The 16,865-nt window shown below is 58.0% G+C and carries 13 protein-coding genes; 10 read left to right on the top strand and 3 right to left on the bottom strand.

Translation table 11 applies throughout. The features are described from left to right. Positions 1-257 precede the first annotated feature (257 nt). The 5 genes from HQN82_RS21455 (at position 258) to HQN82_RS21435 (ending at position 8,759) form a co-directional block, all read left to right on the top strand. Positions 258-1,382: a glycosyltransferase family 4 protein gene (locus HQN82_RS21455; RefSeq protein WP_173615878.1), complete on the top strand. Its 1,125-nt coding sequence runs from the start codon at positions 258-260 to the stop codon at positions 1,380-1,382. A gap of 55 nt (positions 1,383-1,437) precedes the next feature. Then, positions 1,438-2,466, top strand: coding sequence for an acyltransferase family protein (locus HQN82_RS21450; RefSeq protein ID WP_173615877.1), 1,029 nt, complete (start codon positions 1,438-1,440; stop codon positions 2,464-2,466). 377 nt (positions 2,467-2,843) lie between these two features. Next, complete coding sequence (locus HQN82_RS21445) at positions 2,844-4,040, top strand: polysaccharide biosynthesis/export family protein (protein WP_173615876.1); 1,197 nt, start codon at positions 2,844-2,846, stop codon at positions 4,038-4,040. A gap of 283 nt (positions 4,041-4,323) precedes the next feature. Then, positions 4,324-5,622, top strand: a complete 1,299-nt coding sequence (locus tag HQN82_RS21440; protein ID WP_173615875.1) for an efflux RND transporter periplasmic adaptor subunit — start codon at positions 4,324-4,326, stop codon at positions 5,620-5,622. Then, positions 5,619-8,759 carry an efflux RND transporter permease subunit gene (locus tag HQN82_RS21435; protein WP_173615874.1) on the top strand — a complete coding sequence of 1,047 codons (3,141 nt, stop codon included), beginning with the start codon at positions 5,619-5,621 and terminating at the stop codon, positions 8,757-8,759. The genes HQN82_RS21440 and HQN82_RS21435 overlap by 4 nt, the downstream gene beginning before the upstream one ends. Before the next feature lie 69 nt (positions 8,760-8,828). Here HQN82_RS21435 and smoA read toward each other — a convergent pair whose 3' ends face one another. Genes smoA through HQN82_RS21420 form a run of 3 tightly spaced genes read right to left on the bottom strand, consistent with a single transcriptional unit; the run spans position 8,829 to position 11,403 of the window. Next, positions 8,829-9,353, bottom strand: coding sequence for an NADH-dependent FMN reductase SmoA (smoA, locus tag HQN82_RS21430; RefSeq protein WP_004438731.1), 525 nt, complete (start codon positions 9,351-9,353; stop codon positions 8,829-8,831). Next, positions 9,353-10,246, bottom strand: a complete 894-nt coding sequence (locus HQN82_RS21425) for an aldo/keto reductase (protein WP_173615873.1) — start codon at positions 10,244-10,246, stop codon at positions 9,353-9,355. Before HQN82_RS21425 ends, smoA begins: the two co-directional genes overlap by 1 nt. Further along, positions 10,246-11,403 carry an LLM class flavin-dependent oxidoreductase gene (locus HQN82_RS21420; RefSeq protein ID WP_173615872.1) on the bottom strand — a complete coding sequence of 386 codons (1,158 nt, stop codon included), beginning with the start codon at positions 11,401-11,403 and terminating at the stop codon, positions 10,246-10,248. Before HQN82_RS21420 ends, HQN82_RS21425 begins: the two co-directional genes overlap by 1 nt. A 101-nt stretch (positions 11,404-11,504) precedes the next feature. Here HQN82_RS21420 and HQN82_RS21415 point away from each other — a divergent pair, with 101 nt between their 5' ends. From HQN82_RS21415 to HQN82_RS21395, 5 genes are all read left to right on the top strand, one after another. Continuing rightward, complete coding sequence (locus tag HQN82_RS21415) at positions 11,505-12,209, top strand: GntR family transcriptional regulator (protein WP_173615871.1); 705 nt, start codon at positions 11,505-11,507, stop codon at positions 12,207-12,209. A 334-nt stretch (positions 12,210-12,543) separates the two neighbouring features. Beyond that, positions 12,544-13,620 carry an ABC transporter ATP-binding protein gene (locus HQN82_RS21410; RefSeq protein ID WP_173615870.1) on the top strand — a complete coding sequence of 359 codons (1,077 nt, stop codon included), beginning with the start codon at positions 12,544-12,546 and terminating at the stop codon, positions 13,618-13,620. A gap of 47 nt (positions 13,621-13,667) precedes the next feature. Further along, positions 13,668-14,918, top strand: a complete 1,251-nt coding sequence (locus tag HQN82_RS21405) for an ABC transporter substrate-binding protein (protein WP_173615869.1) — start codon at positions 13,668-13,670, stop codon at positions 14,916-14,918. Positions 14,919-15,090: 172 nt separating this feature from the next. After that, positions 15,091-16,002: a carbohydrate ABC transporter permease gene (locus HQN82_RS21400; RefSeq protein ID WP_173616039.1), complete on the top strand. Its 912-nt coding sequence runs from the start codon at positions 15,091-15,093 to the stop codon at positions 16,000-16,002. 4 nt (positions 16,003-16,006) lie between these two features. Next, the gene (locus HQN82_RS21395; RefSeq protein WP_173615868.1) at positions 16,007-16,864 is read left to right on the top strand and encodes a carbohydrate ABC transporter permease; all 858 of its coding nucleotides are present in this window, start codon (positions 16,007-16,009) and stop codon (positions 16,862-16,864) included. Position 16,865 lies beyond the last annotated feature (1 nt).

The raw sequence follows: 16,865 nt of genomic DNA, 5'->3' as shown, positions 1-16,865 counted from the left end.
CACGGCGGATGCTGGGTCGGCACAGATGTCAGGAAATTAGGAAGCGGGATATTTCGCATCTGCGAACAAGATGCTATTCAAGAGACGGAGCAGGACAGGATTCCGACAGACATAACCTTGCGTCCATATTATTTTTGCATTGTTTCGTCTTCGCAGCCGCGCTTTTGTGGGTGAAGACAAGATTGATATTCGATACTGCCGGCTCATTTCCAGGTCGGATTACAAATTTTTATTACGTTGATATTATTGAGGAAACTATGAAGACGGCGATCGTCCACGACTGGCTCACCGATAGGGGTGGGGCTGAAAAGGTCCTTCACAACCTTCTCGAAATCTATCCTCAGGCAGATCTTTTCTGCCTCGTCGATTTCATGAGCGAGCGTGATCGCGGCTTTCTCGGCGGCCGCCCGGTCAATACCTCCTTCATCCAGAAGCTGCCCTTCGCCCGGAAGAAATATCGCTCTTACCTGCCGTTGATGCCGCTCGCCATCGAGCAATTCGATCTGAGCGGTTATGATCTCGTTATTTCCTCAAGCTATGCGGTCGCCAAAGGCGTCATCACCGGGCCGGGTCAGTTTCACGTTTCCTATATCCACAGCCCTATCCGTTATGCGTGGGATCTTCAGCATCAATACCTCAAGGAAACGCGGCTGACACACGGCTTCGCCTCATGGGTCGCGCGCGCCATCCTTCATTATATCCGCATGTGGGACATCCGCACCGCCAACGGTGTCGACCTGATGACGGTCAACTCCAAATTCATCCGCAACCGGGTGCGCAAGTGTTACGGGCGGGATTCCACGGTGATCTATCCCCCGGTGGATACCTCCCACCTCTCTCCCTCTGACCGCAAGGGCGACTATTTTGTCACGGCATCACGGCTGGTGCCCTACAAAAAAGTGCATCTGATCGTCGAAGCCTTCGCCAAAATGCCCGACAGGCGCCTCGTTGTCATCGGAGACGGCCCGGACATGAAGCGCATTCGCGATATCGCAACTCCCAATATCGAAATCCTCGGGTTTGTCGGCAATGAGGAGCTTCACAGATACATGGCGGAAGCCAAGGCATTCATCTTTGCGGCGGAAGACGACTTCGGCATCGTGCCCGTCGAATCCCAGGCTCTGGGCACACCAGTGATCGCTTACGGCAAGGGCGGCGTGCTGGAAACCGTCATCCCGCTCGGCGGATCCAACCAGCCCACGGGCCTTTATTTCCGCGAACAGACGCCTGAAGCGATCTGCGGCGCGGTGCAGGAGTTCGTCGACAATTCCGACCGCTTCGACAAGACCGCCTGCATCGACAATGCCGCCCGTTTCTCCCGCGAACGTTTCCTGAGGGAATTTGCCGACACCGTCAATTTCGCGCTCGCTGAACGGGCATGACTAAGGCACTCCCTCAACAAACATCCACCCCCGGGAACCTCTATCGAGCGCATAAATGAAACCAAAAAAGCCGCGAGATAATATTTATGATGTCGCCAAAGGTCTTTGTATCATTCTCGTTGTTTTTGGCCATGCGGAGAGAGGTCTAAACGGCTCCGGAGCGCCGCCGCACTTCAGCCTTATGGGTTTTTGCGACTATGCTATCTACACCTTCCATATGCCGTTTTTTTTCTTCTTGTCGGGATTATTCTTCTCCGGACAGGCTAACGCCCCAGGGCGCTTTTTTGGCAAGCTTGGAAAAAATATCGTCTACCCCTATTTCTTCTGGTCAGTTCTCCATGGAAGTCTGATGGTGATGATGGGGCGATTGGGCCTTACAAACACGATCATCGATCTAAACAGAGTCCTGGAAATCCTGTGGAGCCCAATAAGTCCCTTCTGGTTTCTTTACTCGCTCTTTTTCTGCCACCTTGCCTCCTATTTATTGAGTTGGGTGCCCGTCTTCCTCCGGGTGGCATTCGCACTCATCCTGTTCGGTTTGTTTTATATCCAGAACCAGTGGGTCCAATTGGACGTTGCCTATGGGTTTCTCTATTTCACATTCGGCATCGCCGCTAAACAATACGACTTCCAGCAGATGCGATACACGACGCGCTCGTTCATGGGGATCTTGGCAGCCTTTTTGATTGCCACCTATTTCTCCTGGAAAATTGAGGTTCCTGAACGGCTTCCATTCCTGTCGGCTATCCTCGGAATAGTGATGACTGTTGCTATTTCGCAGGCGCTGGTTATTCGCGAAAACGCAATTGCATCAACACTCAAGACAATCGGCCAATTATCCGTCGGAATTTACGTAATGCATATCATTGCTATCGGTTTCGGCCGGGCCGTCGCGACCAAGTTACTCCACGTAACTGACATACCAAGCTTGACAGCAATCATAACGATTGTGGGCGTTGCGTTGCCTGCGCTCGTTCAGACGGCCGCAATACGTTTCGGCATACATGAATGGGTGGCTCTGCCCGCCTCTGCACATCAGCGACGTACCACCAGCTCTACAGAGCAACAGATGTCCCCGCGATAATGAAAGTAAACTCCCGAGTCCGGTGATGAAAGTGACTTCATAATCTGCTAAAATTGTTTCTTTGAGAAAGCACTATATCAAAAAAATGAAAATGCCCTTTAAAAACAGCCGCTTGTAAGAATCCCTGACCTACCGAAAAAAATCACATATAGTGACAAAACTGCACTAGCAGAATACAGCGATCAAAGTAATTATGCCGACCAGTCAAATATTGAATCGTTATCTAAATAGACGCGCTCCGAGACGGACACATCAATTAAGGTAATGCAAACCGGCTGAGATTTTCTGTGCCGGCGTTATTTACGAAGTGATTATTTTTAAGAACCGATACGTGTCCGTTTTTCCTGATTTCGGACGATATTCATTTTGAGGAAAAAATGCGTTTATTGAATGTTTCGATTCTGCTCGCCTCTGCGGCTCTGGCAGGCTGCACTGTCACAGCGGCATCTGGCCCCGACGCAGCTACAATCGAATCCAACGCCTCCGTGAAATTCGGATCAAAGGACAAGAAAAAAACCGCAGGCGTGGATTATGCGCTTATCGACATCAACAGCACCGTCCTTAACTATGTCGGTGATACCACCACGACCACCTTGCTCGGCAGCTTCGGTGGTGGCAAGGGCGGCGTCCCGGCATTGCCGATGGGTGTCGGCGACGTAGTCCAGGTTGCGATTTTCGAAAGCCAGGCGGGCGGCCTGTTCATTCCAAACGATGCGGGCAGTCGACCGGGTAACTTCATCAGCCTGCCCAACCAGACGGTAGACCGGGAAGGCAATATCAGCGTTCCCTATGCCGGCAAGATTCGCGCAACCGGCCGCAATGTCGAGGATGTGCAGAGCGAAATCGAGGAGCGTCTGGCAAATCGCGCCATCGAGCCGCAGGTTCTGATCACCAAGATTTCCAGCCGCTCCGCACAGGCCTCGGTTCTGGGCGACGTCAAGGAGCCGACAAAGGTGCAGCTGTCGGAAGCGGGTGATCGCGTTCTTGACGTCATCTCTTACGCGAAAGGCCTGAGTGCCCCCAACATAGAGTCCTATGTCACGCTCATTCGGCGCGGAAAAACGGCCCGCGTCAACTATAATCACCTTGTCAGCACGCCTTCGGAAAACATCTATGTGGTGCCGGGCGACACCATCATGGTGGAGCGGGAGCGCCGCACTTATCTCGCCTTCGGCGCTTCCGGCCTCAACGGCCGTTTCGAGTTCGAGGACGCCGATCTCAAGCTCTCGGACGCCCTTGGCAAGGCGGGCGGATTGCTCGACTCCCGTGCAGATCCCGCCCAAGTCTATGTATACCGCATCGTCAAGCGCGATCTTCTCGTGAAGCTTGGCATAAACACGTCCAAATTCGCTGGCCAGGACGTTCCGGTCATTTTCCGTGCCAATCTGCGCGATCCCTCGACCTTCTTTGCCAGCACGAAATTCCCGATGCAGGATCGCGACATCATCTATGTCACGAACTCGCAGGCTACCGAACTCTACAAGTTCCTGGATCTCGTCGGCTCCGTGCCCGCCACCACAGGCAATGTTGCTGAAGATGTGCTGGCCACCCGCAACGCCATCCGGGCTTTCTGACCTCCGGCGTATCGCATCGCGCAAAAGGCCGCCCCGGAAACGAGGCGGCCTTTTCCCGTAACAACCGGCGCGAAGAATATACGCAATGGCGGGGTTGCATGCGAGCGCGATCCGCTTCAGCCCCTGTACGGCAGGGCAAACGGCCCTCGCACACGGTTACTGCCATTACAAAAGTTTAAGGTGATTTCGCAGCGTATTGGGTGTCTTGTGGAGGAAAGCTGCTCCCAAGGCTTGCCGCACATGTCGGGAAACATGTATCGCCTTCATTACGCGGAACCGTCAGATGAAACGTTTCTGGACCGCCCTCAGCGTTCTTGCCATCGCAGCCGCCGGCGCGTGGTATTTCAAGGACCGCCTGCCGCTCGATCAAATTCCCTATCTGAAACAATTTGCCAGCACTCCACCGCAGGCGGAGACCGCAACCGCAGAAACGACTGCAAATGCAAAACCGCAATCCTCCCGCAATGGCCAGCCAGGCGCACAACAGGGGCAACGGCAGGGCGGCGGGCGGCGCAATGGCGGACCACCGACCGTCAGCACAATTTCGGTCAGTAAGGCGAAGCTGCCAATGGACGCGGCGGCAACAGGGTGGGCGGTAGCAGCCGATATCACCAATATCGCGCCGCTCCAGGCTGGCCTCGTCACCGAAATCGAGGCAAAGGACGGCCAGCACGTCAAGGCGGGCGATCTGATCCTCAAGATGGACGATCGAATTGCCCGTGCGGCGGTTGACAAGGACAAGGCGAATATCGCCGCCGACCAGGCGACACTTGAACAGACTGAAGCCGCTTTTCAGCGTGCCGCCAACCTCGTCAAGCAGAGCGCCGAGTCACAGCAGGTGCTGGATCAGGCCAGGGCGGCGCGGGACAGCGCCAGTGCCAAAATCGATGCCGACCGCGCAACACTTGCGTCCGATCAGGTGGCGTTGGAACATATGGAAATCCGTGCTCCCTTCGATGGGAGACTGGGTGATATAAGCGTCAGCCCGGGGGCTTACCTCAGTGCAGGCGTGAATATCGTGACGATCACGAAATACGACCCCATCTCGGTCAGTTTCCGGCTCTCTCAACGCTATCTGCCGCAATTGCGCGAAGGCGTAGCAAAAGACACGGCAGTTGATGTCGACCCTGCGGCGACCGGCGGCGAGGCGATGCGCGGCGTACTGCGTTTTTACGACAACGCTGTGGACCAGACCTCCGGCACAGTGCTGGCAAAGGCGGAGTTCAAGAACGACCGCGGCCTTTTGTGGCCTGGTCAGTCCGTCAATGTCACCGCGCATTTCGTTTCCGAAGACGAAATGGTCGTCGTACCGACGGTCGCTGTGCGACCCGGACCGAAAGGCAATTTTGTCTACACGGTCGACAGCGATCATCATGCCCACATGACGCCCGTGGAGGTCGCGCGTTCGAACGGCGACCTCACCGCCATTGCGAACGGCCTTAATGGCGGAGAGCATATCATCGTCGAGGGCCAGTCGGAACTCGCCGACGGCCAGCTCGTGATCGAGCAATTTTCCGACAAGGGCGGGACGGCAGGCAATCTGGCCGCCACTATTCCGCAGGAAAAGGCTGGCCGCCAATGATCCCGAATTTTTGCATCAACAGGCCCGTCGCCACCACGCTTCTCGCCATCGGCCTCGTTCTGGCAGGCCTTGCCGGTTTCCGTTTGCTCCCGGTCGCGGCCTTGCCAAAGGTGGATTTTCCGACGATCAACGTGTCGTCATCACTCTCCGGCGCCTCCCCGCAAACCATGGCCACCTCGGTCACCACGCCACTGGTCAAGCAGTTCGAGACAATTCCCGGCGTCAGCGAGATCAGCGCCACCAATACGCTTGGCAACAGCTCGATCGTGCTTCAGTTCGATCTCAACCGCGATATCGACGCGGCCGCTGCCGACGTGCAGGCCGCAATTTCCCGCGCGCAACGGCAGTTGCCGAGCAATATGACGACGACGCCCAGCTATCGCAAAACGAACCCGGCCGATGCCCCGGTACTCTTGCTTGCGGTCAACAGCAAGGAAATGCCCACCAGCAAGGTCGATGAAATCGCCGAGAACATTATCTCCCCGCTGCTTTCCACCATTTCCGGCGTGGCGCAGGTGAGTATCTACGGGGCGCAGACCTATGCCGTGCGCATTGGGCTGGATCCGGCGCAGCTTCAGGCAAGAGGCCTCGGCGTCGATACGGTCACCACCGCCATTGCCCAGGCGAACAATCAGGTTCCCGTCGGCGCACTGCAGAACGATAATCAGCGCCTGACGATCGAGGCCGATACCCAGCGCACGAACGCAGCCGCCTTCCGTTCGCTGGTCGTATCGACGAACAACGGTGCACCCATTCACCTCGGTGATATCGCCAACGTCACCGACAGCATTGACAACACCAATGCGGGCAGCTGGTTCGACGGCGAACAGGCCATCGTTCTCGCCGTGCAGCGGCAACCGGATGCCAACACCGTCGATGTCGTGGACGCCATCAAGGCCAAGCTGCCGGCGCTTCACCAGCAATTGCCACCTTCCGTCAACATCAACGTGATGAACGACGCCTCGACCGCGATCAAGGACGCGATTTCCGACGTTCAGTTTACCCTGTTCCTGACCATCGGGCTGGTGGTGGCAGTAATCTACCTCTTCACCGGGCATCTGACGGCAACCGTCATTCCGGGTCTTGCCGTGCCGTTGTCGCTGATCACGGCTTTCGGCGCGATGTATGTGCTGGGTTACAGCATCGACAATATCTCCCTGCTTGGGCTCACCCTGTCAGTAGGTCTTGTGGTGGATGATGCCATCGTCATGCTGGAAAACATATTGCGCCTGCACGAAGAGGGGCTGCCGATGCGGGAAGCCGCGCTGCAGGGTGCTGCGGAGGTCAGCAGCACCATCCTCTCCATGTCGATTTCGCTTGTCGCCGTCTTCATCCCCATTCTGTTGATGGGAGGGGTGATCGGCAGGCTCTTTAATGAATTCGGCATGGTCGTCACGCTCGCCATCATGGCCTCGGCTCTGGTATCGCTGACGGTCACGCCAATGCTCGCCTCGCGCCTTTCCGGCCACTCCTCCCGGCCACCGGCGATCATCCGTTGGTTCGATGCCGGCTTCGAGCGGACGCTTCGTGCCTATGGAAACGCCGTGAGCTGGTGCCTTTCCCATCGCCGTATTGTTTTGGCGTCATTTCTCGCCTCGGTCGCGGCATCTCTTTATCTATTCGAAGTGCTGCCCTCCAGCTTCTTCCCCCAGGAAGACATCGGCCGTCTTTCGGTTTCGACGCAGGCGCGCGAGGATATTTCCTACACGGCGATGCGCGATCTCCAGGCGCAGGTTGCCGATCAGATCCGCAAGAATCCGGCCGTTGTCCACGTTACATCCATCGTTGGCGGCAATTCGCGCAATCCGCTGAACAACGGCTCGATGTTTGTCGAACTGAAGCCCAAGGAGGAGCGTGCACCTCTGAGCCAGGTTCTGACGGAACTGGGCCAGGCCAGCTCGAAAGTCGCGGGCATTCGCACCTATATCAACCCGCAGCAGAGCCTGCGTTTCGGCGGGCGCAGCTCCGCCAGCCAATATCAACTCGTGGTGCAGGGCTTGAACGCTGATATCACCAATGAATGGTCGAACAAGCTGATGGAGGCGATGCGCCGCGACCATACCTTCACGTCAGTAACATCGGATGCCCAAAACGGCGCCATCGCCGCCACGATTTCGGTCGATTCGGAAAAAGCCGCTGCCTTCGGGATTACCAATGATCAGCTGCGCAAGACACTGGAAATGTCCTTCGGCGGGTACACCGCCGCACAGATCCAGTCGACCGGCGACAGCTACGACGTCATTGTCGAGTTCGACAGCTCGAAGCCGTGGAATGACGATTTCCTGAGCGACATCAATATTCTTTCGGCCAAAACGGGCGTACTGGTGCCACTTTCCAACTTCGCTGCTCTCACCCGGACGCAGGCGCCTGTTACCATCAATCAGACGGGCCAGCTCGTCTCCACCACCATCTCCTTCAACCTGCCGGATGGTGTGGCACTCTCCGACGCCACAAGTCGGATCGACCAGCTCAAGACCACGATAGGTCTGCCGCAGGATGTCTTCACCAGCTATGGCGGCACGGCGGCAATCTTCCAGCAGAGCCAGGGGAACACCGGAATCCTCATTCTGGCGGCGGTGCTCACCATCTATGTCGTTCTCGGCGTTCTCTATGAGAGCTTCATCCACCCGCTGACCATTCTTTCCGGTCTGCCGGCAGCGGCCTTCGGCGCCCTTGTGGCGCTGAAGGTCATGGGCATGGATTTCTCCATCATCGCCCTGATCGGGCTATTGATGCTTATCGGCATCGTCAAGAAAAACGCGATAATGATGATCGACGTGGCGGTGGAGCTGATGCGAGAAAAAGCGGAACCACCCGCAACCGCCATTCACGAAGCCTGCGTGCGCCGGTTCCGCCCGATTATGATGACGACATTCTGCGCATTGCTTGGCGCTCTTCCCATCGCGCTCGGCTCGGGCGCCAGCTCAGAACTGCGCCAACCGCTCGGCATCGCGGTGGTCGGTGGTCTCATCGTCTCGCAATTGCTGACATTGTTCATCACGCCTGTCATCTTCGTGGAAATGGACCGCTTCGGCCGCTTCCTCACAGGGCTATTTTCCCGCAAAAAAGCGACGGAAAAACACGCCGAGCCGCAAACGCCGCAAACAACAGGCGAACCAGACTCTGTTGCCGCTTGACAAAGATTTTCGAGCCGCATCGGTGACTCGAATATCTGTCGAAGATCATGAAAGTCCGCCCGGAGCATACTACTGCCGGGCAAACCGCCCGAAGGCTCCGCCCGAAAAGCACAGCGGATCGCCATCTCGATGGGCGGCGCGCAGCACTTCACCGACAATGATGGTGTGGTCGCCCGCATCGTGGGCCGCCGCCTGCCGGCATTCGAAACGGGCCAGCGTTCCGGGGATGACCGGTACGCCCTCATCGTTCAATTCCCAGTCAAGATCATCGAAAGCACGGCCGTTGCGGGTGAAGCGGGCGCTCAGCACGTCCTGATCGGCGCTCAGCACATGAATAGCGAAATGGGTCGCGCCGCTGAAGGCCTGATAACGCGACGAGCTTTTCGCAGGTGACCACAGCACCAGCGGCGGATCGAGCGAGACGGATGCGAAGCTGTTGACCGTCATGCCGATCGGGCCTTCCGGGGTCGTGGCTGTTACCACCGTAACACCGGTGGTGAAAGCGCCGAGCGCATTGCGAAAGCTGCGGCTGTTTTCGCCGCCGGGAACGAATACATGTTCATTGGGCATCTTGATTGCCTCTGCAACTGTCATCACGCCACCTCTTTTCCAATCGCAAGGGTGTAGAGTTCAAACCATGTCTGGCGGTCCATCGTCACGCGAAGCGCATCGGCAGCGGTTTTGATGCGTTCGAGATTGTTGGTGCCAAGCACGGGCACTATCTTTGCCGGATGGCGCAGCAGCCAGGCGATCGCGACGGCCGTCGCGTCGACGCCCTGTTCCTTGCCGATGCGCTGCAGGGCAGCCATGGTGCCGCCATGCGCGCCGGAGAACAGCGAACCGCCACCGAGCGGCGACCAGGCCATGGGCGAAATGCGCTTTTCCTGCAGGTAGGCGAGATCGCCATTCGTGAAGGAATCGGTGGCAAGCAGGCTCATTTCGATCTGGTTCGTCACCAGCCGGTTGCTCATGGCCGATTGCAGCAGCGAAAAATCGAACGGGCGGAAATTGGAGACGCCAACCGCCTTGACCTTGCCCGACGCCACCAAGGCATCAAGTGCCTTGCCGGTTTCTTCCGCGTCGATCAGCGGGTCGGGGCGGTGAATGAGCAGCAGATCGACGTGATCCGTTCCCATGTCGCGCAGCGACGCTTCCACCGAAGCGTTGATGTGGACCGCGGTCGTGTCGTAATGCTTGACGCGGGCGGCAGTATGGCGGCCGGCCGGGGCGACGATGCCGCATTTGGTGACGATTTCGATTTTGTCGCGCAGTCCTGGCGCGGCTTTCAATCCGGCGCCAAGAATGGCTTCTGCCGTGTATCCCCCATAGATATCGGCCTGATCCATGGTTGTGATGCCCTGCGCGAGGCAGGCCTCGATCTTCGCCTGTACATGCGCCGGCGAGGTGTCTGCATCGTCGCCAATGCGCCACATGCCGTAAACGATGCGGCTGAGTTCGAGTGTGTCAGAAAGAGCGATACGTTCCATCAGTGGCGTTCCCCGTTGCCGAGCGGCGTCGCTGGCGTTTCAGAAGGCACCCGGCCATAGGCATGCGGCAGGGAGCAGGTTTTCATCTGCGGCAACACCTTGGTGCCGAAATGTTCGGCTTCGTCGAGATGCGGATAACCGGACAGGATGAAGGCGCGGATGCCCATCTTCTGGTAATCCTCCAGCGCCGAAAGAACCTGATCGGTTGAGCCGACAAGTGCTGCACCGCAGCCGGAACGCGCCCGGCCGATGCCGGTCCACAGATTGGGTTCGACATAACCGAACTTGTCAGCGAGTTCACGGGCACGTGCCTGATGCGACACGCCGAGTGAACCGCTGTCATGGGCGCGGTTGCGGATCAGCTGGCCGTATTCATCATCGAGCTTGGAGACCAGATGTTCGGCATATTCACGGGCTTCCTTTTCGGTATCGCGCACCACCATATGGACGCGCAGGCCGTAATCAAGCGTGCGGCCATGGGCGGCGGCACGCTCGTTGGCGGCGCGCATGCGGTCCGCCAGCTGGTCTTTCGTCTCCGGCCACATAAGATAGACGTCACATTGTGCGCCACAGAGCTCAAGTGCATCTGGAGAATAGCCGCCGAAATAAAGAAGCGGGCCGCCATTCTGCTGGTAAGGTCTCGCCGGCTCGGTCGATACGCCCTTGAACTGATAGATTTCGCCGTCGTGGTCGATGGTGTCGCGGGTCCAGGCCTGCCGCAAAATCTCGACGACCTCGTGGCTGCGCTTGTAACGAAAGGCGCTGTCGGCGACTTCGCCCGGAAAGTCGGAACTGATGACATTGAGGGTCAGGCGGCCTTTCAGCATGTGGTCGAGCGTGGCGATCGTACGCGCCAGCATGATCGGCTGCATTTCGCCACAGCGGATAGCGGCAAGGAAATTGATGCGGTCACTGATCGGCGCACAGCCGGCGACAAAGCTCAGCGTATCCTGTCCGACCTGATAGGACGAAGGGCAGAGAATGTTGCGGAAACCAAGTTCCTCGGCTTTTTTGACGATATCCGAGCAATGTTCGAAGCTGGAACGCAGGCTTCCATCCGGCACGCCGAGATAGGCGTAATCATCCGAACACAAAGCGGAAAACCAGGAGACCTCGGCAGCATCGAGATCAGCGGATGTAACGGGTACGACGGTCATGCAATTCCTCCTCAGGGCCGCTCTCGTTTTTCTTGCATAACATCAAGAAATATGTAAATCAATGATGTATCAATTTTTGTTTCGGGTGGAGGAAACGGCATATGAGACACACTGGCGGCAGCTTGCCCATGTATCTGCAGATCGCCGAAATGCTGGTGCGCGAGGTGTCGGCAGGGCGGCTGATCGACGGCGAGAAGCTTGCACCGGAGCGCGATATGGCCGCCGATCTCGGCATCGCTGTCGGTACGCTACGCAAGGCGCTCGCCGAATTGCAGGAGCGCGGTCTTCTGGAGCGCGTACAGGGCTCCGGCAACTACATCCGCGCGGTCAGCGATCCGCAAAGCGTCTACGCTTTCTTCCGGCTTGAACTGATCGAGGGCGGCGGCCTGCCGACAGCGGAGGTTCTGGATGTGGCCCGGCTAGCGAAGCCCGCCGATCTGCCCGCTTTTGGCACCTCCTCCGAAGGACACAGGATTCGTCGTCTGCGGCGCATCGCCGGCAAACCGGCCGCCATCGAGGAAATCTGGCTTGATGGTTCCTACGTTGACACGATCACCATCGAAAATATGTCGGAATCTCTCTACCTCTATTACCGCACTCGCCTCAACCTCTGGATATCGAAGGCGGAGGATCGCATCGATCTCGGCGACGTGCCCGAATGGACGCCCGAAGCGTTCGGCCAGAAAGCAGGCGCATCCGTGCCCCGCGTCCTGCGTCTCAGCCAGGCGCAGGATGGTGCGGTGGCGGAAGTTTCCTGGACCTGGTTTGACCATACCGTCGCGCGCTACGTTTCTCGCATACGTTGAGACTGCGCAAAATTCGCGTGATCTACAGAAGTGACGGAATTTGACGGCAGGCAAGCCAACCACTGCCCGCCAGCGGGCGATTTTGCGGTTATATTTCTTCAAATCAATGACTTAGTAGTTTTTGATTTCTGTCAGAAATAAAATTGATACACTATTGATTTCCTTTTTGTGAAAGGTAATATCACGACCTCAGGGAGACAGGCGTTTTGCCACCCCACGTTATCGCCAGACAATCGGGCTCGATTTTCGAAGATGCGATACGGGGAACTTGAAGGTTGATACCGGCTATTGCGTCCATTGAAATTTCGGGCGTGCCGGTCGTGAGGAGGAAAATATGGCTTCAGTCAGCCTGCGCAAGCTGGACAAGAGTTACGGTGCGCTTCGCATCGTCAAGGGCATCGACCTTGAAATCAACGATGGCGAATTCGTCGTATTTGTCGGCCCTTCCGGCTGCGGCAAATCAACGACGTTGCGCATGGTCGCAGGGCTGGAGAGCATTACAGGCGGCGAGGTGAAGATCGGCGACCGTGTCGTCAACCGGCTGCCGCCGCGCGAGCGCGACATCGCCATGGTGTTTCAGGACTATGCGCTTTATCCGCACAAGACGGTGCGCGAAAACATGGGCTTCAGCCTGAAGGTGCGTGGCGTCAGCGCCTCGCAGGCCAATGCCAGCATCGATGAGGCGGCAAAGATGCTAGGCATCGAGCATCTTCTCGATCGGCGGCCTGGACAGCTTTCCGGCGGCCAGCGCCAGCGTGTTGCCATGGGGCGCGCCATCGTGCGCCGCCCGCAGGTATTTCTGTTCGATGAGCCGCTGTCCAACCTCGACGCTAAACTCCGCGGACAGGTACGCACGGAAATCAAGCGCCTGCACCAGCAGCTCGGCACCACCATCATCTATGTCACCCATGACCAGGTGGAGGCGATGACGCTGGCGGACCGCATCGTCATCCTGCGCGGCGGCGATATCGAACAGGTCGGCACGCCGGATGAGGTTTATAACCGCCCGGAAAGCGTGTTCGTCGGCGGTTTCGTCGGTGCGCCCGCGATGAATTTTGCCCGCGCCAGGGTCAATGGTGACCGGCTGACATTTTCCGACGGCAATTCCCTGCCGATGGCGGCTATCCGGCCATCACGCGAAACGGGGCTGGAAGGACGCGACGTCATCGTTGGCATCCGCCCGGAACATTTCGGCCCCGCCGAAGGCTTCGGCAGCCAGCTTGCCGTGAAGGTGCAGGTTGTGGAACCGCTGGGCTCGGACACGCTCGTCCATTTCAGCCTTGGTGATGCGGTGCTGACCGCACGGATGCCGCCGCAGCTTCGGCCGACGCCGAATGAGGAACTGCGGATCGGCGTCGATCCGTCCAAGGTCCATCTTTTCGACGCAACAACGGAGCGCTCGATCCACTGATTGCCGGGCAAAATGCCACGGCCAAGGATTAATAACGGGAGGAACACATGACATTCAAAACTATCCGGGGCAAAGCCCTGATCGGTGCTGCGCTCTGCGCAACCGTGCTCGCTTTTTCAGGTCAGGCCTTTGCCGATGCCGAGCTGAAGATCTTCGTTTCCAGCCAGCATCAGCCGGATGTCTGGCGCAAGGCGCTCGATCAATATGAGGCGAAGACGCCGGGCGTGAAGGTGGTCATCGAGACCGGCGGCAACACCTCGGAAATGCAGGCGCAATATCTCAACACCGTGATGTCGGCCAAGGATTCGAGCCTCGACGTATTGATGCTCGACGTCATCCGTCCCGCGCAATTTGCAACAGCCGGCTGGACCAGCGATTTTGCCGGCAAGGACATGTCCGCCTATCTGCCGACCTATGCCGAAGCCAATACGGTGGATGGCAAGATCGTGGCGTTGCCAGCCTTCGCCGACTCCATGTTCCTCTATTACCGCAAGGACCTGCTGGATAAATACGGCATCAAGCCGCCAACCACCTGGGACGAGCTGAAGGAAGCGTCCAAGAAGGTCATGGAAAGCGAAAAGAACCCGGAGCTTCAGGGCCTGTCCTTCCAGGGCAAGGCGATCGAAGGCGCGGTCTGCACCTTCCTCCTGCCCTACTGGAGCGAAGGCAAGTCGCTGGTTGAAAACGGCAAGCTGAACTTCGACAACAAGGCGGCGGTGGATTCGCTGAAGCTCTGGAAGAGTTTTGTCGACGAAGGCATTTCCAAGAAGAACATTTCGGAGGTGGCGACCGACGACACCCGCAAGGAATTCCAGGCCGGCAAGGTCCTCTTTGCCGTCAACTGGTCCTATGCCTGGACCCATTTCCAGGGCAAGGAATCGCAGGTGAACGACAAGGTCGGCGTCGCCCGCCTTCCCGCCGTCAAAGGTGGTGAGCAGACGACCTGCCTCGGCGGCTGGGAATTCGGCGTGTCAGCCTATTCCAAGCAGCAGGATGAAGCCAAGAAGCTTGTCGAATATCTCTCCAGTCAGGATGTATCGAAGTTCATGGCCATCAACGCAGCGCTCCTGCCCACCTACGCCGCTCTCTACAAGGATGCCGACGTGACCAAGGCAATCCCGTGGTTCGCGGATGCCCTGCCGGTCGTCGAAACAGCAAAGGCCCGTCCGGTGACGCCGCGCTACAACGAGGTCAGCGAGACCATTCGCACCACGGTCAACGGTGTGCTCGCCGGCGTCATGACGCCGGAGGATGGCGCAAAGCAGATGGAAAGCCGTCTGCGGCGCGTTCTGCGATAAGCTTCGGGCCGGAAGGCGGCGTGTGCACCGCGCCCCTTCCGGCCGTTTCGACTGACAGGATGAAAGGCGCCTCAAGGGCGCGAAACGGGCCGGACATAAACCGGTCCGACCGGGAGACGATGACGTGAATCCAGTTGCGGGAGTGGCAGACGTGACAATGCCGGAAAGAACCATGGTTCGGGTGGACGAGAAACCGCAGCCGCGCTGGACGCGGTGGCTCGATCTCGGCGACCGGTCGCTGGCCGTGCTGCTGCTCGCGCCAGCGGCGATCCTGCTTTCGCTCATCATCGTTTATCCGGTGGCGCGGCTCGTTTATACGAGCTTCTTCAGCCTGTCGCTGACCTCGGGCCTGCCGGCGGAATTCATCGGCTTTGAAAACTACACGGCGATGTTCGACGATCCGATTTTCTGGGAAACGACCTGGAATACGGTGCTGATAACGCTGATCACCGTGCCCGGCGCACTATTCATGGGCCTTGGCCTCGCATTGCTCGCCAATCTGCCTTTCTCCATGCAGTGGCCAATGCGGCTTTCCCTTCTCATCCCCTGGGCGCTGCCGCTCTCCTTTGCAGGTCTCATCTTCGCGTGGTTCTTCCATTATGAATATGGCGTGGTCAATGACGTGCTGAACCGGATGGGCTTCGAAGGCATCATCTGGTTCAACTCACCGAACTGGGCCTTTGCCGCCATCTGCCTGACGATCATCTGGAAGACCTCTTCCTTCATGGCGCTCATGATCCTCGCCGGGTTGCAGACCATCCCGCGCTCGCTTTACGAGGCAGCGGATGTGGATGGCGCTGGCAGGATCAGGCAGTTCTTCGAAATCACCCTGCCGCTTCTGAAGCCATCGATTATCGTCGCCCTCATCTTCCGCACGATCACGGCGCTACAGACCTTTGATATTCCATACATGATGACCGGCGGCGGCCCCGGCACATCCACCACGACGCTTGCCATGTATATCCACCAGAACACCGTCTCCTTCCTCGATCTCGGTTACGGTTCGGCCTTAGCGGTCATGATGTTTGCGCTTTCCATGTGCGTCACCGCCGTTTACCTCCGTATCATCAGGACGAAGGACTGATCCCATGAGCACCGTTGCCACCTCCTCCGGTCTGTCCTCCTTCTTTTCTGGCAAGCCGCTGCGCTTCATCGCGTCCTCCATTCTTCTGGTAAACGGCCTTTTCCCGGCTATCTGGATCCTCTTCACCTCGCTGAAAACCGAGGCGGAGCTGACTGTCAAGCCGATCACCTGGTTTCCGCACGCGCCGACACTTGCGAACTACATGCAGGCCTTTTCGGATCAGCCGCTGCACCTCTTCCTGTTCAACAGCTTCATGGTGGCGCTGCTTTCCACGGCACTGACCATCCTGATTTCGGTGTTGGCGGCTTACGCGCTGGCGCGGCTGAACCTTAAATACCGGGCGCTTATCCTGTCGCTCATCATCGCCGTTTCCACCTTTCCGCTGGTGACGCTGCTTGTGCCGCTGTTCGAAATCATGCGGGCGCTCAATCTGCTCAACAGCTGGACGGCGCTGATCCTGCCCTACACGGTGCTGTCGCTGCCGGTCTGCACCTTGATGCTGGTCTCCTTCTTCGAAAGTATTCCGCGCGATCTCGAAAACGCCGCCATGATCGATGGCTGCACCCGCATCGGGGCGCTGTTCAAGGTCGTCGTGCCGCTTTGCGCGCCTGGTGTTTTCACCGCCGGTATTCTCGCCTTCGTGAATGCCTGGGACGAATTCCTGCTGGCGCTCTCCTTCAACTCCAACCCTGCGCTGCGCACCCTGCCCGTTGGCATCCAGCTTTATCAGGGAGAGTTCGCTTTCCCCTGGCCGGTCATTTCGGCAGCGTTGGTGGTCGGCATCGTGCCGGTCGCGATCCTCATCGTCATCTTCCAGGAACGGGTTGTCTCTGGCCTCACCGCCGGCGGTCTCAAGGGCTAAA

The sequence above is a fragment of the Agrobacterium pusense genome, assembly GCF_013285525.1.
GTDB lineage: Bacteria > Pseudomonadota > Alphaproteobacteria > Rhizobiales > Rhizobiaceae > Agrobacterium > Agrobacterium pusense.
Note: the sequence above shows the minus strand (reverse complement) of the source record. Positions and strands in the feature narration are given on the sequence as shown.